Origin of the sequence: Micromonospora sp. ANENR4, from assembly GCF_015354395.1 — a bacterium.
GTDB classification, from domain to species: domain Bacteria; phylum Actinomycetota; class Actinomycetes; order Mycobacteriales; family Micromonosporaceae; genus Micromonospora; species Micromonospora aurantiaca.
Genome location: NZ_JADKYQ010000013.1, coordinates 197,261 through 215,038 on the forward strand (window position 1 = coordinate 197,261; position 17,778 = coordinate 215,038).

The following is a 17,778-nucleotide window of genomic DNA, read 5'->3' on the forward strand; positions in this document are numbered from 1 at the left end:
GGACCGTCCGTATCCGGCTGCGCTACCCGACACAGCCCGCCCGAAACGGTTTCAGCAGCCGCATTCCGGGCAAGTCGCGTGACCCGACACGAGGGGGAGGCGACGTGAACCGACCTGCCGCCGCACACCCGCACGACGAGGGCGCCGCGTCCGCGCCGGTCCGGCTGCCGATGGCGTACGTCCTGCCGCTGCGCGCCCGCGACGGCGAGGGCCTGGACGAGCTGACCGGGTACCTGCGCGAGCTGAGCCGCTGGGTCGACGTGGTGGTGGTGGACGGATCGGCGCCGGAGCTGTTCGCCCGGCACGCCGACGCCTGGCGTGGGCTGGTCCGGCACGTACCGCCGGACCCGGCGCTGCGCGGGCGCAACGGCAAGGTGCTCGGCGTGCTCACCGGCGTCGCGCTGGCCCGGCACGAGCACGTGGTGATCGCCGACGACGACGTGCGGTACGACCGGGCGGCCCTGTGCGCGGTGCACCAGCTGCTGGACGGGATGGACCTGGTCCGGCCGCAGAACCACTTCGAACCGCTGCCCTGGCACGCCTGGTGGGACACCGGCCGGACGCTGCTGGCCCGCGTGTTCGGCGGGGACTGGCCGGGCACGCTCGCGGTGCGGCGGAGCACGTTCCTGGCGATGGGCGGCTACGACCCCGACGTGCTCTTCGAGAACCTGGAACTGGTCCGCACCGTGCGCGCGTACGGCGGCAGCACCGCCACCCCGGCGTGGCTGTACGTGCGACGACTGCCGCCCACCGTCGGGCACTTCCTCGGGCAGCGCGTCCGCCAGGCGTACGACGAGACGGCCCGGCCGGTGTGGCTGCTGGCCGCGCTGGCGGTGCTGCCGGCGACGGCTGTCGCGCTCGCCACCCGCCGGCCCGGGCTGCTGCTGCGGGCCGGGCTGGCGACCGTCGCAGTGGCGGAGCTGGGCCGGCGGCGGGCCGGCGGCACCCGGGTCTTCCCGGCGCACACGAGCCTGGCCGCGCCCGCCTGGGTGCTGGAACGCGGGCTGTGCGCCTGGCTGGCGGTGGGCCGGCGGCTGCGCGGCGGGGTGCCCTACGCGGGCGCCCAGGTGCGGACGGCGGCCAACTCCACACGGGTTCTCCGCCGACGGATGACCCGGCGCCGCCCCGACGACCTGGTGCTCTGGGTGGAGACCGGGGCGGTGCCCCCACCACCGTTGCGCGCCGAGGTGTAAGGAAGGGCCCCTTTTCATCGCCTGGGCGGTGAAAAGGGGCCCTTCCTAACGGGAGGCGCGGACCTTCAGGACCGCACCTGCTCGGCGCTGTGCCGGACGTCCTGGGCGGCGGCGCGGCCGTCGTCCTTGACCGTGTGCGCGGCGTCCTGCGCGGTGGCCTTCACCGACTCGGCGGCGTGCTGCGCCGGTTCGCGCAGCTCGTCCTTCAGCTCACCGGCGAACTCGCCCAGCTTCTCCTTCACCACCCCGCCGTGCTCGGCGGCCTTCTCCTTGACCTGCGCGGCGACCTGCTGCTCGCGGCGGGTGGCCGGGATCAGCGAGGAGACCAGCATGCCGACACCGAAGGCGATCACGCCGGCGGCGATCGGGTTGCCCTCGGACTTGCGCCGCACCACCTGCGGCGCCCGGTGCGCGGCGTCGCTCACCGTGGCGGCGGCGGACTGCGCCTTGTCGCCCACCGTGGACGCCATCGAGGAGGCGTGGTCGCCCACCGAGTGGGCGGCGTGGCCGGTGCCGTGGCCGAGATCCGATGCGGTTCCCATCACCTTGTCCTTCACGTTCGTCAGCGCGCTGCGGACGCGCTGCTTGCGGTCGTCGACGATGCGGCTCGGGCTGACCTTGTACGCCAGGGCGTCCACGTCCGAGCTGAGGTTGTTGCGGGTGGCTTCGATCTCGCGGCGGATCTGCTCGGGATCGGTGCTCATCGGGTCACTCCCTCCGGGTGCGGCTTGAGCGCGTCGGGGATGCGCTGCACGCTGTCGTTCGTCTGCTTCAGGCCGCGGATCCGCTCGGCGTTCTTCTTGCCCATCGAGTACAGGACCGCCGCGACAGCGGCCCAGATGACGGCCACGATCAGCGCGGCCAGCCCGGAGTCCATGACGTTGTCGAGGAACTGCCAGATCGCGATCGAGACGAAGAGCGCCACCATGTAGCCGCCGAAGCCGGCGCCGCCGAACAGTCCGGCGGCCTTGCCCGCCTTCTTGCCCTCCTGGCGGATCTCCGCCTTTGCGAGCTCGACCTCCTGGCGCATCAGCGTGGACAGGTCAGTGGTGACCTGACGCATCAGGTCGCCGAGCGAGCTGCCGCGCACCTCGTCGGCGTGGGGCGGGGCACCCGCCGCCTGATAGCCGGGGTCCTGCGTGGGTACGGTCATGCCGTCGCCTCCCTTCTGCCGGTGCGGCCGGTCACGGGCGGGGAGCGCCGGTCGACGGGACACCCGGCAGCGGGTCGGTGCGCTCCGGCGGCGGCAGCGGCTGACCGGTGCCGCCCGCCGGGTCGGCCCAGGTGTTCGGGGCGCCGCCGGTCGGGTAGGTCGCGCCCGGCGCGGAGTAGCCCGGGTCCGGCTCGGCGTAGCTGCCCGGCGTCGGGTCGAGGTAGCCGCCCGGCGGCACCTGGTCCGGCATCTCACGCGCGGTCGGGATGACGGCGGTGCGGTCCGGGTCGTACGCCGGCCGCGCCGCGCTGTCGTCGCCGAGCGCGGTGATGTTGCGGGTGAGCCGTCCGGCGACCACGCCGAGCAACGCCGCGCCGACGAGGAACGTGCCCGGGTTGCGGCGGGCGTAGCTCTTCACCTCGTGGAGGAGGTCGCCCGGCTCGCGCTGCTCCAGCCAGCCGGCCACGCCGTGCACCCGCTCGGCCGCCTGGTGGGCCAGCTCGGTGACCGGGCCGGAGCCGCCGCCCTGCTGCGCCATGGTGCGCATCTCGTCGGCGAGCGAGCGCAGTCCGCTGGCGGCGCGCTGCTGCTGCTGACCGGCCTGCGCGGTGACCTGGCTGCGGGTCTCGCCGTAGAGGTCGCGGGCCTGCCGCTTGGCCTCGCCCACCACCTCCCGGCCCTGCTCCTTGGCGGTCTGCGCCACGGCGCCGCCCGCGTTCGCGGCGTCGGAGCCGACCTGGCGGGCCTGGTCACGTACGCCACCACCACCGTTCGTCGACTGGTACGTGGCCGAACTGGGGGAAAGATCCTGAGTCATGGTGTCCCTTCCGCTCGTGGTTCCCAGCGGGTGTCTTCGGGGGGTACGCGGATTTGTTTCCGCGTGACAATCGCCCTACCCCAGGTCGACGGCTCCATGCCTGATTCGTGAATTCTCTGCGGGAGCGCCCCACCCCGGTCAGACAATGGGGTGCGCGCCCGCCCGGGCGGCGGCGAGTTCCACGGGGGTGACAGGGATGGCACGTGACCTGCGCGAACACGCGACCGCCCGGCCTGCGGTGCAGAAGGTCGCCCTCGCGGCGGCGGCCCTGTTCGCGCTCATCGGCGTGCTCGGTTTCATTCCCGGCATCACCACGCACTACGGCGAGCTGACGTTCGCCGGGCACCACTCCGAGGCGAAGCTGCTCGGGGTGTTCCAGGTGTCGGTGCTGCACAACCTGGTGCACCTGCTGTTCGGGCTGGTCGGTCTGGTGATGGCCCGGCGACTGGCCGGGGCACGGGTCTTCCTGGCCGGTGGCGGCGCGCTCTACCTGGTGCTGTGGCTGTACGGGTTCGCCATCGACCGGGACACCGCTGCCAACTTCGTGCCGGTGAACGACGCCGACAACTGGCTGCACCTGGTCCTCGGTTTCGGCATGCTCGCCGCCGGCCTGCTGCTGAACAACAGCCTCGGCACCGGCACCCGGGTGGAGGCACCCTTCGACCGCCCCTGACCAGGCGCGACACGCCGAGCGGGCGTTTGCCGCGGGCCGTCGCCGGGCAGGAGGACCACCGCGAACGGGTCGAGGAGGTCCGGCGATGCCACGGTGGTTGCGCGACAACATGCTCTCGGTCGCCATGCTCGGCGCGTTCCTGGTCTTCCTGCTGCTGCAGAGCGTCTTCGGCTGGCAGGTGCACAACGAGGAACTGAGCCGGTACGGCGCCGAGCCGCTGAGCTGGTGGGCCTACCTCGGCACCGGGCACTTCGCCGAGGCGGTGTTCGAGAACTGGGAGTCGGAGTTCCTCCAGATGGGCGGCTACGTGCTGCTCACCGCGTACCTGGTGCAGAAGGGCTCGGCCGAGTCGAAGCCGGAGGACCAGACGGACCGGCCGGAGGACAACCGCGACCACGCCGGCCCCGACTCGCCGTGGCCGGTACGCGTCGGCGGGCTGCCGCTCGTGGTCTACCGGAACAGTCTCGCCATCGCACTCCTGATGATCTTCGGGGGCGCGTTCCTGGGGCACCTGTTCGGTGGCGTGGCCGCCTACAACCAGGAGCAGACGCTGGAGAGCGGCGCCGCCCCGATCAGCGCGTGGCAGTTCCTCGGCACCAGCGACTTCTGGTTCCAGTCGATGCAGAACTGGCAGAGCGAGTTCCTCGCCGTCGGCGTGCTGATCCTGCTCAGCGTCGTGCTGCGCCAGCACGCCAGCCCGGAGTCGAAGCCGGTCACCGCGCCGCACGCGCAGACCAGCGCCTGAGCGTCAGGCCGCCGATCAGGCCGCCACCGGCAGCCGCTTGGCGAAGCAGACGCTGTACGGGTTGTCCACGTACTCGCCGTACACCGGGATCGGCTCGTAACCGCTTGATCGGTAGAGCGCGATCGCGGCCGGCAGGTAGGTGCCCGTCTCCAGGCACACCGTGCGGTGCCCGTGCCGGAACGCCAGTTCCTCCAGCGCAACCAGCAACTGCCGGGCGATGCCCCGCCCCCGGTACGCCGGACGCACGTACATCCGCTTCAGCTCGCCGGTCTCGGCGTCGAGCGCCTGGAGCCCACCGCAGCCGACCGCCCGGCCGCCCACCACGGCGGCCAGGTAGTGGATGTCGGTGTGCACGACCGTGACCTGCCCGTCCAGCCCGCCGTCCGCGTCGCGCAGTTCACGCTGCTGGGCGACGACGAGCGCGGCGATCTCCGGATCGGTGGCGGGACGGGACTCGATCAACATGCCCGTACGCTAGATCGGCCGGATTTCGCGCACGTTTCCCGCCACCGGCCCGGAAACGGCTACTCGGCGTCCGCTTCCGCCGCAGGCGCGGCCTCGACCTCGTCCTCCGGCCGGACCCGGCGGGCCTTGCGGGCCGCCAGCCGGTCGGACGCCGACGGCCGGTTCGACTTCTCCTCCAGCCGCACGTCGGTGCCCCGGTTGCCGGGCACGAAGTCGACACCGGCGTAGAGCGTCGGCTGCCAGTCGAACTCCCGGTCACCGATGCGCACCAGGTCACCGGCCTGCGCGCCGGCCTTGGCGAGCTTCTCCTCGACGCCGAGGCGGGCCAGCCGGTCGGCCAGGTAGCCCACTGCCTCGTCGTTGTCGAAGTTGGTCTGCTTGACCCAGCGCTCCGGCCGGCTGCCGCGCACCGTGTACGAGCCGTCCGGCTCGGCCTCGATGGTGAAGCCGGCGTCGTCGACCGCCTTCGGGCGGATCACGATCCGGGTCGGTTCGGCGGGCGGGGCGGCGCGGCGGCCCTGGTCGACCAGCTCCGCCATCGCGTACATCAGCTCGCGCAGGCCCTCGCGGGTGGCGGTCGAGACGTCGAAGACGCGCAGGCCGCGCGCCTCCAGGTCGGGGCGGACGATGTCGGCGAGGTCCTTGCCGTCCGGCACGTCGACCTTGTTGAGCGCGACCAGCCGGGGCCGGTCGGCCAGGCCGCCGTACTGGGACAGCTCGGACTCGATGGCGTCGATGTCGGCGAGCGGGTCGCGGCCGGGCTCCAGCGTCGCGGTGTCGATCACGTGCACCAGCACGGCGCAGCGCTCGACGTGGCGGAGGAACTCCAGGCCCAGGCCCTTGCCGCTGGCCGCACCAGGGATCAGGCCCGGTACGTCGGCGACGGTGAAGGTGTGGTTGTCGACCCGGACCACGCCCAGGTTCGGCACCAGCGTGGTGAACGGGTAGTCGGCGATCTTCGGCTTGGCCGCGGAGATCACCGAGATCAGCGACGACTTGCCGGCCGAGGGGAAGCCGACCAGGCCCACGTCGGCGACGCTCTTGAGCTCCAGCACGACGTCGAGCCGGTCGCCGGGCTCACCCAGCTCGGCGAAGCCGGGCGCCTTGCGGCGGGCGTTCGCCAGTGAGGCGTTGCCGCGCCCGCCCCGGCCGCCTCGAGCCGCCTCGAACGTGGTGCCGACGCCGACCAGGTCGGCCAGCACCTCGCCGTCGAGGCTCTGCACGACGGTGCCGTTCGGCACCTTGATGAGCAGGTCGCGGCCGTTGGCGCCGTCCCGGTTCGAGCCGGCGCCGCCCTTGCCGTTCTCGGCCTTCAGGTGCGGCCGGAAGTGGAAGTCGAGCAGCGTGGTGACCTGCGCGTCGACCACCAGCGACACGCTGCCGCCGTGGCCGCCGTTGCCGCCGTCCGGCCCGCCGAACGGCTTGAACTTCTCCCGGTGGATCGAGACACAGCCGTGCCCGCCGTCGCCGGCCTGCATGTGCAGGACGACCCGGTCAACGAACGTCGTCACGACGCCAATCCTTCCAGCGGGGTCCGCCCCGCACGGGGAAAAGCGAAGCGGGCCGGGACTCGAGGTCCGCGGCCCGCTTCGCAGGAGAACTACTGCTGCGGCACGATGCTGACGGTCTTGCGACCGCGCTTGGTGCCGAACTGCACCGAACCGGCGGCCAGCGCGAACAGCGTGTCGTCGCCGCCACGGCCGACCAGGTCACCGGGGTGGAACTTGGTGCCACGCTGACGGATGAGGATCTCACCCGCGCTGACGACCTGACCACCGAAGCGCTTCACGCCGAGTCGCTGGGCCGCGGAGTCACGGCCGTTACGCGAGCTGGACGCACCCTTTTTGTGAGCCATTGGAGGACGACCTACTTCCCGCTGGAGATGCCGGTCACCTTGACCTGGGTCAGCGGCTGGCGGTGACCCTGGCGCTTGTGGTAGCCGGTCTTGTTCTTGAACTTGTGGATCCGGATCTTCGGGCCCTTGGTGTGCGCGGCGATCTCGCCGGACACCGCGACCTTCGCGAGCTTCGCCGCGTCGGTCACCAGGTCGTCACCGTCGACGAGGAGCACCGCGGTGAGCTTCACCGCGTCGCCGGGGGCACCGGCGAGCTTCTCGACCTCGATCACGTCGCCCTCGGCGACCTTGTACTGCTTGCCGCCGGTCTTGACGATCGCGTACATCGGAGGCGGACTCCCTGTCGTTGAGGCTACTGGCGTCTATTCCACCGCAGTCGGCTGTCACACCGTTCGCGGTCGTTCCCACGGCGTCTCGCCGGGAGCCGTGACACCGGCAGCGCGGGCACGCGGGAACTCGGCACACCAAAGTGCGCCGCAGGCAAGCGTACGCCATACCCGGCCCGGCCCCCAAACCGGGCCCGCGGTCCGCGCCCTCCCGGTGGCCGGCGGACACGACAGAACCCCTGAATCCACCCATAGCGTCCGGATTCAGGGGTCCTGTTCGAGCAGGTCAGAGCCTCACGGCCGGGTACGCCGCCGGGCGCCACCACGGCGCGCCCGCCGGCGCGGGGCGCCGCTGTCGTCGTCGTTGTCGCCGTCACCGATCGCGTCCGGGTCGTCGGCGGCGGCCAGCCGGGCCGAGTCGCCCTCCTGGCTGTCCGCGACCGCCGGCGCGGCCGGTGTGTCCGTCTCGAACCGGGACAGGTCGTAGCCCTGGGTGTCGTAGTAGTCGTCGTCGGTCTCGACCACCTCGGCGACGGTCCGCTCCGGGGCGGCCGGTGCGGCAGGCGCCTCGGCGGCCGGCGGTTGCGCGGCTGCGGCCTCCGGCGCGGCCTCCCCGGCGGGCTTGTCCGCGGCGGCCTTGCGGCCCCGGCGCCGGCCGCTCTTCTCCTCGGCCGGCGCGGTGACAGCCGAGGCGACCGCCTTGACCTTCTCCCCCGCCCCGCCTCGCGGCTTCTCCGGCACCGGCTCGGTGTGGATGATCACGCCCCGGCCCTTGCAGCACTCGCAGGTCTCGCTGAACGCCTCCAGCAGGCCCGCGCCGATGCGCTTACGGGTCATCTGCACCAGGCCGAGCGAGGTGATCTCGGTGACCTGGTGCTTCGTACGGTCCCGGCCGAGGCACTCGGTGAGCCGGCGCAGCACCAGCTCCCGGTTCGACTCCAGGACCATGTCGATGAAGTCGATCACCACGATGCCGCCGAGGTCACGCAGCCGCAGCTGGCGCACGATCTCCTCGGCCGCCTCCAGGTTGTTGCGGGTGACCGTCTCCTCCAGGTTGCCCCCGGAGCCGGTGTACTTGCCGGTGTTGACGTCGACGACAGTCATCGCCTCGGTGCGGTCGATCACCAGCGAGCCGCCCGACGGGAGGAAGACCTTCCGGTCCAGCCCCTTGAGGATCTGCTCGTCGATCCGGTACTCGGCGAACACGTCCGCCACCCCGGCGTGCCGACGCAGCCGCGCCACCAGGTCCGGCGACACGTGCGACAGGTACGACTCGACCAGGTCGTACGCCGGCTCGCCCTCGATGACCAGCTCGCGGAAGTCCTCGTTGAAGAGGTCCCGGACCACGCGGATGACCAGGTCAGGCTCCTCATAGAGCAGCACCGGGGCGCCGCCCTCGGTCGCCTTGGCCTGGATGTCCTCCCACTGCGCCTGGAGCCGCTTGACGTCACGCGCCAGCTCGTCCTCGCTGGCGCCCTCGGCTGCGGTCCGGACGATCACCCCGGCGCCGTCCGGCACCAGCTTCTTCAGCACGTCCCGCAGCCGCTTGCGCTCGGTGTCGGGCAGCTTGCGGCTGATCCCGGAGGCGTTGCCGTTCGGCACGTAGACCAGGTGCCGGCCGGAGAGCGCGATGTGGCTGGTCAGCCGCGCGCCCTTGTGCCCGATCGGGTCCTTCGTCACCTGCACCAGCACCGAGTCGCCGGAGCGCAGCGCCTGCTCGATCGAGCGGGCCCGGCCCTCCAGGCCGGTGGCGTCCCAGTTGACCTCACCGGCGTACAGGACCGCGTTGCGCCCGCGCCCGATGTCGACGAAGGCCGCCTCCATGCTCGGCAGGACATTCTGGACCTTGCCCAGATAGACGTTGCCGGCCATGGTGCCGGACGAGTTCCGCGTGACGTAGTGCTCCACGAGCACGCCGTCCTCGAGCACGGCGATCTGGGTGCGGTCGCCGCGCTGGCGGACCACCATCACCCGGTCCACCGCCTCGCGGCGGGCCAGGAACTCCGACTCGCTCAGGATCGGCGGCCGGGTACGCCGCTGCTCGCGGCCGTCCCGCCGCCGCTGCCGCTTGGCCTCCAGCCGGGTCGAACCGGAGACACCCTGCACCTCGTCGACCGGCTTGCGCGGCTCACGGATCTTGACGACGGTCGGCACACCGTCCTCGGCGGCGGTGTCCGCCTCCCCGGCTCCCCGGCGGCGACGACGGCGACGGCGACGGGTCATCCCCTCGCCCTCGGCCTCCTCGTCCTCCGCGGGCTCCTCGGCCTCGCCCTCGGCGGTCTCGGCCGCGACGGGCTCCTCGCCGTCCTCGTCGTCTGCCTCGTCCGCGCCGCCCTTGCCCCGGCCACGACCCCGGCGGCCCCGGCGACGGCGACGCCGGCCCGCGGCCGTCTCGTCGTCCTCGTCCCCCTCGACGGCCTCCTCGGCCTCGGCGGCGGACTCCTCCTCGGCGACCTCCGGCTCGACCTCGGCCTCGACCGGCTCGACCTCACGGCGGCCGCGACGGCGGCGCCGGCCGGTCTCGACCGCTTCCTCGATCGGCTCCTCCGCCGCCGGGTACGTCACCTGGACGGCGGGCGCCTCGTCGGGCTGCGGCGCCATGAACAGGACGGTCGGCGCGGAGAGCGCGGCACGACGGCGGCGGCTGGTGGGCGGCGGCGTCTCGGCCGGCTCCTCGGCCACGCGCGGCACGGCGGCGCCCGTCGACACGGCGCCCGTCGCGTCCGCCGGGCCGCCGCTGCGGGCCAGGTCGACCTCCTGGGTACGCGCGGCAGCGGCGCCCGCGTCCTCGACGGTCCCGCTCTCGGCGTCCTCGTCCTCGACGTCCTCGACGGTGCTCTCGGCGGCGCCGGTGCTCGCCGTACCGGCGGCGGCCCTGCTCCCGCTGGTGGTCTTGTCGCCGGCGGCGGTGGTCTCGGTGGCGGCGCGCCGGCGGGTACGGGCCCGCCCGCCGGTCCCGGCGGCGCTCTCTTCGGTGGCGGTCCCGCCCGGGGCGGTGGCTTCGCCGCCGTCGATGTCGGCGCGTCCCTCAGCGATCAGATCGCCACCGGGCGCGGACACCGGCCCGTCGATCATGCCGTCCGCGGGCATCTGCCCCGCGGCGGCGGCCTCGTCCGGGGCGACGGTCTCGGCAGCCGGCGTGGCCTTGCGGCGACGGGTCCGGGTCACCTTGACCGGCGGCACGACCTCCTCCGAGGCGGCCTCCACCCCGGCTGCGGCCACCGGCTCCTCGACCGCCTTCGCCGGCGTCGCCTTACGACGCCGCCGGGTGGTCTTGGGCGCGGTGTCCAACTCACCGGCGATCGGTGCGAACACCTCGGCCTGCGGCGACTCGCCGCTGCCGGTCACCGCGGTGGACGCCTCGACCGGCGCGTCGGTCTGCTCCGGCTGGTTCAGCGGAGCGGCCTTGCGGCGGCTGGCCCGCTTACGGGCCGGCGGCTTGGTCTCGGCGACGCCCTCCACGGTGCCTTCCGTGGTGGCTCCCTCGGCGCCGGCCGGGGTCGCGCTCGCGGCGCTGCCGGAGGCGGTGGCGGCACTGTCGGCGGTCGTCCCGGTCGGCTCTGCGCCGGTCCGTTCGCCGCCCTCGGGCTCGTTCTCGAGCATGGACGTTCTCCAGTTCTGGCCGCCCCGGGCGCGGGTGAGCGCTGCCACGCAGGGTTGCCGCAAAGGTGTTTCCGCCGGGCGCGCAAACGCGCGACCGCCGAAGTCTGCCTGCCAGAGCGTTGACCGACGGTCAGCGCTCTCCGATGGTTGCCCCGTCGCGATCCGCTTCCAACGGATCGACGATCTCGCCCTGCGCGGTCAGCGTGCCCTGCGCCACCCGGATCACCTTCGGGGTGACCGGCGGCTCCAGGGCGGCCACCGCGCGGAGGCCGGACAGGACGTCATCGGGCCGAACGGACGGGGTGACCTGCCGCACGACCAGTTCGAGTATCGCACACGGTACGGCCGCCGCCCCGGAAGGCGTCTCAGCCGGAGCCATCACATCGATGAATACCACTGCTGCCCGGGCATCGAACGTACGCCGTCCCTGCTTGGTCATCCGCTCGACCTGGATCTCGTCGGCGGCGGTGAAGGCCGCCACCGCCTGCGCGAGCACCTTCGGGTCGACCTCGGGCAACTCGATGCGCCAGTACGACGCCTCGATCCGGTCGGCCAGGCTGCCACCGGTGGCCTCCACCGCGTCGAGCACGTCGAGTCCGGGCGACAGGGCGCCGTCGAGGGCTTCGCGCAGCTTCGCCGGGTCGACCGGCTCACGGAGCCCGATCTCCAGGTACTCGGCCTCACTCGCCACCCCCGTCGGGGCGGCCGAGGCGTACGAGATCTTCGGGTGCGGGGTGAACCCCTGGGAGAAGGCGATCGGCACGCCGGCCCGGCGCAGCGCGCGCTCGAAGGCCCGGGCGAAGTCCCGGTGCGAGGTGAACCGCAACGGCCCACGCTTGGCGTACCGGATACGGACCCGCTGGACGACAGGGGCCTGGCCGCCCTCGGGTTGAGGCTTTCTGGCGATCGTGAGCTCCTCGGCTGTGCCTGCGTATCGGTCTCATCCTGACGCAGCGCCCACCACGCCCCACACCCGGGGCCACCCCACCCACCCCAAACCCACCCAAACCCCACCCGCCCTCGCCCCGCACCAGCCCCGCACCCGCCCTGCACCCGCCCCGTTGATCATGAAGTTAGCGGCGAAGTCGATCTCCGAATGTGCCGCCAACTTCATGATCGTCGGGCCGAGGCGGGCCGGGTGGGTGGGCGCGGGCGTGCGGGTGCGGTGCGGGTGCGGGTGGGGGTGGGGGTGGGCGCGGGACCGGGCGGTAGCGGGGTGGGTCAGGAGCGGTTGTCGCCGGGTGGGGCGTAGGGGCTCTGGCCGGGTGGGGCGTGGTGGGCCTGCCCCTGGGGCGGGTAGGCGCCGTCGCCCGGCGGCGGGTACGCCCCCGGCTGGGGGTATCCGCCCTGCTGGGGATACCCGCCCGGGTGGGGGTGCGCGCCGGGCTGCGGGTAGCCGCCGGGTGTGCCGTAGCCGGGCGGCGGGGCGGTCGCCTGACCGGCGGGCACCGGTGGGCCCTGCCCGTTCAGCCGGTCCAGTTCGTCGTCCGGGATCGCGGCCCGGGCCAGCTCGCGCCGGTGACGGCGGCGGTTCCAGATCAGGAACGCCACGAGCGCCAGCAGCACCACCAGCGCCACGGCGATGCCGATGCCGATGACCATCACCTGCTGGTCGGTGGGGCCGCCTCGGTCGCCGTACTTCGTCACGTCGAAGTTGTCGTCCTCGGCGGCGGCCGGTGGCGCTGACGCGCTCGGCACGGCAGCCCCGAGCAGCGGGTTCGCCGACACCCCCGGCACGTCGGCGGTGAGCGCCGCCACCGGGTCGATCCGGCCGAAGCCGAACCGGGGGTCGCGGCCGGGCGGTCCCGCGTCCCGGGCGGTGCGGATGATCCGGTTGATCACGTCGGGTGCGGAAAGCTTCGGGTACTTCGACCGGATCAGCGCCGCGACGCCGGAGACTACGGCGGCGGCGTCGGAGGTGCCGTCACCCCAGCCGTAGCCCCGGTCCGGTCCGATGTTGTAGACCTCGTCGCCGGGCGCGGCGATCACCGCCTCCGGCCCCGAGGCCGATCCGGACCAGAATCCCCCGCCCCGGACCGTGCCGGTCACCGCGATCACGCCGGGGATCTTGGCGGGTGAGGTGACGTCCGGGCCGGCCTGCCGGGCGTTGCCTGCGGCGGCCACCACGACCACGTCGCGCTCCAGCGCGTACCGGATCGCGGCCGCCTCGACCTCCTCCACGGCGCCGGCACCGCCGTACGACAGGTTGAGCACCTTCGCCCCGCCGTCGACGGCCATCCGGATGCCCCGCGCGGAGTCGTCCGAGGTGAACGCGTCGCCGGCAGGTTTCCGGATGGGCAGGATCCGGGCGTCGGGCGCGATGCCCACCACCCCGGTCCCGTTGGCCGCGATGATCCCGGCCATGTGGGTGCCGTGACCGTCCGGGTCGCGCCGCCCGTCGCCGGAATCGCGGGTGCTTCCCCCGGCCAGCAACTGGCCCCGCATGTCGGGGTGCCCCGCGTCGACGCCGGTGTCCACCACGCCCACGACGACACCCCGGCCGGTGGAGATCTGGTGCGCCCGGTCGATCCGAAGCTCGTCCAGGTACCACTGCTCGGCGCGACGCGGAGCGGCGACCGCCGGCTGGGCGGCGCCCAGCAGCATCAGTCCGGCAAACAGGCCGGCAGCCACCGGCCGGAGCGCGCCGACGTGCACCTTCATCCGTCCGTCCTCATCGCAGGATGCCCGGGGACGCACCGTCACCGGCGCCCCACGGATCGTCGTCCTCAGTCAACCATGAAGAGTGCCCTGCCGCGTCGCCGCCGTGACCGGCGCCGCCGTGACCGCCCATCATCCCGCCGCCCATCATTCCGGCGCCGGCCATCCCGCCACGCGCACCGGCCGCGCCGCCCGGGCCCGCCGCGGCCGCCGCCTTCAGCGCGCTGGCCGCGCTGGTCAGCGGCGGAACCTTGCCGTTGCCGCCGCCGACCATGCCGGGCAGCCCGCCCATGGCCATGCCGCCGGCCGCGCCGATCCCACCGCCGCCGATCCCACCGGCCGAGCCCAGGCCGGCGCCCCCGCCGCCGAAGCCGCCGCCACCGGCGCTCAGTCCACCCGCGCCACCGCCGACGCCGCCGGCGCCCAGGCCGAGCGTGCCCGGCCCGCCGGCGGTGACCGTGCCGGGCCCGCCCGCGCCGGCCAGACCGCTGCCGTACTCCGGTGTGCCCGAGCCGGGGGCGCCACCGAGCTCGGGGATACCCCCGGTGGTCGGCGGGGTGTAGGAGCCGCCGCCCGGCAGACCGCCGCCGGGCCCACCGGGGGGCGGCGTGTACGAGCCGCCACCGGGCGTGCCACCACCGATGCCGGTGCTGCCGATGCCCGGCATCGGGCCGCCGCCGGGCATACCGCCGCCGGGCATACCGCCGCCGGGCATACCGCCGCCGGGTGCGCCGCCACCGGGCAGGCCACCACCGGGTACGCCCGACGGGGGAACACGCGGGTCGCCCCGGTAGCCGTCGCCGAAGTCGTTCTTGGGCTGGGGTACGGCCAGCTTGGGGCGCTCGGCCTCGACCGCGGCCGGCAACGGCGACATCGCCGCGTTGGCCGCCTTCTGGTTGTCGTTGTACCAGTTGTCGAGGTGCGACTTGGTGTCCCACCAGCCGCCGCGCTTCTGGTCGCTGGCGTTGCCGTCGATCTTCATGGTGGCTTCGAGGTCGTCGGCCTTGTCGCGGAACGCGCCGTCGGCGTACAGGGACTGGTTGCCCTGGTAGTCGCTGCGCAGGGCAGCGAGGAAGCCGGACTGGCTCTCCCCGTCGCGGGCGTCGTCCAGCTCGGTGCCGCCGGGCAGGCTCCACTCGTTCCAGCCGAAGTTGTCCATCAGCGGAATCGGGATGCTCGCCACCGTCTTGCGGATGTCACCCTCGATCCGCGACAGCGCGCCACTGACGTTGCTGGCGTGCGTGATGAGGTCCTCGATGTCCTTGCCGATCTCGGACAGGTGCTCGCGGTACGCGTCGCCGCCGCTGCCCTTCCAGCCGGCGAGCATCCCGGGCAGGCCGCCGGTGTGCGGGCGCTCCTGGCCGGCCGCGATCGGACCGACGAACGACCGGCCGACGAGGGAGTCGCGCAGGTGGCCGAGAGCGGTGGAGAGGTTGCTCCACCCCGAGCCGACCACGCCGACGGTGTACGGATCCGCCGACAGCGTCACCTCGCGGACACAGCGTTCCCAGGTTGCTCCAGCCATGACCGTCTCCTCTCTCAGGCCGGGTACGGATAGGTGGGCGGCTCGGCGCCGCCGGGCGGCGGAGCAGCGGACTCCAGCAGCCGTTCGATGTCCTTGCCGTTCGCGGCGTTGCGCTCCTCGGCGTCGCGGAACGCCTTGGCGATGTCCTCGGTGCCCTTCTTCAGGCCGGCCAGCTTGGCGGAGAGGCCCTTGAGGTGGGCCTCCATGTTGGCCGTGGAGCGTTCCAGCGCCTGCCACTGCAACCGGGCGTCGGCGAACGCGCCGAACGGGGTGCCGTTGGACATGATCTGCGGGCTGTTGCTGTCGCCCTTCATGTTCTCCTTGATGCGCTCCATCTCCCAGGAGATGGTGTCCTCGACGTACTGCTTGAGGCGCTCGATGTACTCGGCCGCCGCATCCAGGTCCTCGACGCTGACGTGCAGATCGCCGGTGTCCGGCGGATTGATGCCCATGCTGCCTGTCCTCCCCGCTACCGGCCCGGCCGGTCCATTACGGACGCAGCGTATCGAGGAAGGACCAGTCGGGGCACCCCCACCCCGCGTACCACGGCGGTCACCGGAGACGACGGAGCGCGGGAACCCGTGTCGGGTTCCCGCGCTCCGGTGCGTGCGGGCGGGCTCAGCCCTGGGCGGCGGCGGGCAGCTTCAGCCCGTTGACCGGGGTGAGCGGCAGCAGCTTGCGGCCGGTCGGGCCGATCTGGATCTCGGTGTCCATGGACGGGCAGACGCCGCAGTCGAAGCAGGGCGTCCAGCGGCAGTCGTCCTGCTCGTACTCCGACAGCGAGTCCTGCCAGTCCTGCCAGAGCCAGTCCTTGTCGAGGCCGGAGTCGAGGTGGTCCCAGGGCAGGACCTCCAGCTCCTCGCGCTCGCGGGTGGTGTACCAGTCGAGGTCCACGCCGTACGCCGGCAGCACCTCGGCGGCGGCGTCCACCCACCGCTGGTACGAGAAGTGCTCGCTCCAGCCGTCGAACCGGCCGCCGTTCTCCCAGACCTTGCGGATCACCGCGCCGACCCGGCGGTCGCCCCGGGACAGCAGGCCCTCGATCAGCGACGGCTCGCCGTCGTGGTAGCGGAAGCCGATCGCCCGGCCCAGCGACCGGTCGCTGTTGATGGCCTGCTTGAGCAGCTTGAGCCGGCCGTCGATGACCTCCGGCCGCTCCATCGAGGCCCACTGGAACGGGGTGTGCGGCTTCGGCACGAACCCGCCGATGGAGACCGTGCAGCGGATGTCCTTGGACCCGGTGGCGGCGCGGCCGGCCCGGATCACCTCGTGCGCCATGTCGGCGATCTCCAGGACGTCCTCGTCGGTCTCGGTGGGCAGGCCGCACATGAAGTAGAGCTTCACCTGCCGCCAGCCGTTGGAGTACGCGGTGACCACGGTGCGGATGAGGTCTTCCTTCGACACCATCTTGTTGATCACCTTGCGGATCCGCTCCGACCCGCCCTCGGGGGCGAAGGTCAGACCGGTCCGGCGGCCGTTGCGGGACAGCTCCTGGGCCAGGTCGATGTTGAAGGCGTCCACCCGGGTCGACGGCAGCGACAGCGAGACGTTGGTGCCGGCGTACTGCTCGGCCAGGCCGGAACACATGTCGCCGATCTCGGAGTGGTCGGCCGACGACAGCGACAGCAGGCCCACCTCGTGGAAGCCGGAGAACTCCAGCCCTTGCTGCACCATCTGGCCGACGGTGGTGATCGACCGCTCCCGCACCGGGCGGGTGATCATGCCGGCCTGGCAGAAGCGGCAGCCCCGGGTGCAGCCCCGGAAGATCTCCACCGCGTACCGCTCGTGCACCGTCTCGGCGAGCGGGACCAGGGGCTTCTTCGGGTACGGCCAGGCGTCCAGGTCCATGGTCGTGCGCTTGTGCACCCGGAACGGCACGTCCGGGCGGTTCGGCACGACCCGCTGGATCCGGCCGTCCGGCAGGTAGTCGACGTCGTAGAAGCGCGGCACGTAGACGCTCTCGGTCCGGGCCAGCCGCAGCAGCAGCTCGTCCCGGCCACCCGGGGAGCCCTCCGCCTTCCACTCCCGCACGATGGCGGTGATCTCCAGCACAGCCTCCTCGCCGTCGCCGAGCACCGCGGCGTCGACGAAGTCGGCGATCGGCTCCGGGTTGAACGCGGCGTGCCCGCCGGCCACGATCACCGGGTCGGCGTCGGTGCGGTCGGCGGCGAGCATCGGGATGCCGGCCAGGTCGATCGCGGTGAGCAGGTTGGTGTAGCCCAGCTCGGTGGAGAACGAGACGCCGAACACGTCGAAGTCACGCACCGGGCGGTGGGCGTCGACGGTGAACTGCGGCACGCCGTGGGCGCGCATCAGCTTCTCCAGGTCCGGCCAGACCGCGTACGTCCGCTCGGCCAGCACGTCGGGCAGCTCGTTGAGCACCTCGTACAGGATCTGCACGCCCTGGTTGGGCAGGCCCACCTCGTACGCGTCCGGGTACATCAGCGCCCACCGGACGGTCGCGGCGTCCCAGTCCTTGACCACGGCTCCCAGCTCTCCACCCACGTACTGGATGGGCTTGGTCACCTGCGGCAGCAACGGCTCCAGCCGGGGCCAGACCGAGTTGGCGGCGGTGGGACGCGGGGTCGTGGACGGGGCACTCATGATGCCCAAGCGTACGCGGTGCCCCCGCCCTCTCCCGCGCCCGCGCCCGTGTCCACCGCGTTGATCAAGGAGTTCGCGGACTGTCCCGCGCTCCCACCGGACACGAACTCCTTGATCACCGGAGTGGGGGGCCCGGGGCGGGCGGGATTCGTCCCGGGTGG

At 73.0% G+C, this 17,778-nt stretch carries 16 protein-coding genes; 3 read left to right on the top strand and 13 right to left on the bottom strand.

Going from position 1 to position 17,778, the window contains the following annotated elements:
* Window positions 1-104: 104 nt before the first annotated feature.
* Complete coding sequence (locus IRY44_RS23435; protein WP_194802370.1) at window positions 105-1,193, top strand: glycosyltransferase family 2 protein; 1,089 nt, start codon at window positions 105-107, stop codon at window positions 1,191-1,193.
* A gap of 65 nt (window positions 1,194-1,258) precedes the next feature.
* Here the strand turns inward: IRY44_RS23435 and IRY44_RS23440 are convergent, their stop codons facing one another.
* The 3 genes from IRY44_RS23440 to IRY44_RS23450 are packed head-to-tail and all read right to left on the bottom strand — an operon-like array spanning window position 1,259 to window position 3,163.
* Window positions 1,259-1,897, bottom strand: coding sequence for a DUF3618 domain-containing protein (locus tag IRY44_RS23440; protein ID WP_194802371.1), 639 nt, complete (start codon window positions 1,895-1,897; stop codon window positions 1,259-1,261).
* Complete coding sequence (locus IRY44_RS23445) at window positions 1,894-2,346, bottom strand: phage holin family protein (protein WP_018787295.1); 453 nt, start codon at window positions 2,344-2,346, stop codon at window positions 1,894-1,896. The genes IRY44_RS23440 and IRY44_RS23445 overlap by 4 nt, the downstream gene beginning before the upstream one ends.
* 31 nt (window positions 2,347-2,377) lie before the next feature.
* Window positions 2,378-3,163, bottom strand: coding sequence for a hypothetical protein (locus tag IRY44_RS23450; protein WP_194802372.1), 786 nt, complete (start codon window positions 3,161-3,163; stop codon window positions 2,378-2,380).
* A gap of 208 nt (window positions 3,164-3,371) precedes the next feature.
* Here IRY44_RS23450 and IRY44_RS23455 point away from each other — a divergent pair, with 208 nt between their 5' ends.
* Window positions 3,372-3,836 carry a DUF4383 domain-containing protein gene (locus IRY44_RS23455; RefSeq protein WP_194802400.1) on the top strand — a complete coding sequence of 155 codons (465 nt, stop codon included), beginning with the start codon at window positions 3,372-3,374 and terminating at the stop codon, window positions 3,834-3,836.
* An 85-nt stretch (window positions 3,837-3,921) separates the two neighbouring features.
* Window positions 3,922-4,581, top strand: a complete 660-nt coding sequence (locus IRY44_RS23460; RefSeq protein WP_194802373.1) for a DUF6766 family protein — start codon at window positions 3,922-3,924, stop codon at window positions 4,579-4,581.
* Between the two features lie 15 nt (window positions 4,582-4,596).
* Here IRY44_RS23460 and IRY44_RS23465 read toward each other — a convergent pair whose 3' ends face one another.
* The 10 genes from IRY44_RS23465 to IRY44_RS23510 form a co-directional block, all read right to left on the bottom strand.
* Window positions 4,597-5,046, bottom strand: coding sequence for a GNAT family N-acetyltransferase (locus IRY44_RS23465; RefSeq protein ID WP_194802374.1), 450 nt, complete (start codon window positions 5,044-5,046; stop codon window positions 4,597-4,599).
* Between the two features lie 59 nt (window positions 5,047-5,105).
* Complete coding sequence (obgE, locus tag IRY44_RS23470) at window positions 5,106-6,557, bottom strand: GTPase ObgE (protein ID WP_194802375.1); 1,452 nt, start codon at window positions 6,555-6,557, stop codon at window positions 5,106-5,108.
* 89 nt (window positions 6,558-6,646) lie between these two features.
* On the bottom strand, window positions 6,647-6,901 hold the full coding sequence (gene rpmA / locus IRY44_RS23475) for a 50S ribosomal protein L27 (protein ID WP_013288010.1): 255 nt from the start codon (window positions 6,899-6,901) through the stop codon (window positions 6,647-6,649).
* 11 nt (window positions 6,902-6,912) lie between these two features.
* Window positions 6,913-7,227, bottom strand: a complete 315-nt coding sequence (gene rplU, locus IRY44_RS23480) for a 50S ribosomal protein L21 (protein WP_018787289.1) — start codon at window positions 7,225-7,227, stop codon at window positions 6,913-6,915.
* A gap of 294 nt (window positions 7,228-7,521) precedes the next feature.
* Window positions 7,522-10,830 (bottom strand): Rne/Rng family ribonuclease, encoded by a 3,309-nt coding sequence (locus tag IRY44_RS23485; RefSeq protein ID WP_194802376.1) that lies wholly within the window; start codon window positions 10,828-10,830, stop codon window positions 7,522-7,524.
* Window positions 10,831-10,960: 130 nt separating this feature from the next.
* Window positions 10,961-11,680, bottom strand: a complete 720-nt coding sequence (locus IRY44_RS23490; protein WP_194802401.1) for a TIGR03936 family radical SAM-associated protein — start codon at window positions 11,678-11,680, stop codon at window positions 10,961-10,963.
* A 371-nt stretch (window positions 11,681-12,051) separates the two neighbouring features.
* Window positions 12,052-13,491, bottom strand: coding sequence for a type VII secretion-associated serine protease mycosin (mycP, locus tag IRY44_RS23495; protein WP_194802377.1), 1,440 nt, complete (start codon window positions 13,489-13,491; stop codon window positions 12,052-12,054).
* 10 nt (window positions 13,492-13,501) lie between these two features.
* Entirely contained in the window at window positions 13,502-15,013 is a 1,512-nt protein-coding gene (locus IRY44_RS23500) for a hypothetical protein (RefSeq protein WP_194802378.1), read from the bottom strand.
* Between the two features lie 14 nt (window positions 15,014-15,027).
* Window positions 15,028-15,465 (bottom strand): hypothetical protein, encoded by a 438-nt coding sequence (locus IRY44_RS23505; protein WP_135241614.1) that lies wholly within the window; start codon window positions 15,463-15,465, stop codon window positions 15,028-15,030.
* A 166-nt stretch (window positions 15,466-15,631) separates the two neighbouring features.
* Window positions 15,632-17,617, bottom strand: a complete 1,986-nt coding sequence (locus tag IRY44_RS23510; protein ID WP_194802379.1) for a TIGR03960 family B12-binding radical SAM protein — start codon at window positions 17,615-17,617, stop codon at window positions 15,632-15,634.
* Between the last annotated feature and the right edge of the window lie 161 nt (window positions 17,618-17,778).

Coding starts and splice junctions, on each gene's coding strand:
- IRY44_RS23440 (WP_194802371.1), bottom strand. CDS start 1,897: ATGAGCACCGATCCCGAGCAGATCCGCCGCGAGATCGAAGCCACCCGC.
- IRY44_RS23445 (WP_018787295.1), bottom strand. CDS start 2,346: ATGACCGTACCCACGCAGGACCCCGGCTATCAGGCGGCGGGTGCCCCG.
- IRY44_RS23450 (WP_194802372.1), bottom strand. CDS start 3,163: ATGACTCAGGATCTTTCCCCCAGTTCGGCCACGTACCAGTCGACGAAC.
- IRY44_RS23460 (WP_194802373.1), top strand. CDS start 3,922: ATGCCACGGTGGTTGCGCGACAACATGCTCTCGGTCGCCATGCTCGGC.
- IRY44_RS23465 (WP_194802374.1), bottom strand. CDS start 5,046: ATGTTGATCGAGTCCCGTCCCGCCACCGATCCGGAGATCGCCGCGCTC.
- rpmA (WP_013288010.1), bottom strand. CDS start 6,901: ATGGCTCACAAAAAGGGTGCGTCCAGCTCGCGTAACGGCCGTGACTCC.
- rplU (WP_018787289.1), bottom strand. CDS start 7,227: ATGTACGCGATCGTCAAGACCGGCGGCAAGCAGTACAAGGTCGCCGAG.
- IRY44_RS23485 (WP_194802376.1), bottom strand. CDS start 10,830: ATGCTCGAGAACGAGCCCGAGGGCGGCGAACGGACCGGCGCAGAGCCG.
- mycP (WP_194802377.1), bottom strand. CDS start 13,491: ATGAAGGTGCACGTCGGCGCGCTCCGGCCGGTGGCTGCCGGCCTGTTT.
- IRY44_RS23500 (WP_194802378.1), bottom strand. CDS start 15,013: ATGGCTGGAGCAACCTGGGAACGCTGTGTCCGCGAGGTGACGCTGTCG.
- IRY44_RS23505 (WP_135241614.1), bottom strand. CDS start 15,465: ATGGGCATCAATCCGCCGGACACCGGCGATCTGCACGTCAGCGTCGAG.
- IRY44_RS23510 (WP_194802379.1), bottom strand. CDS start 17,617: ATGAGTGCCCCGTCCACGACCCCGCGTCCCACCGCCGCCAACTCGGTC.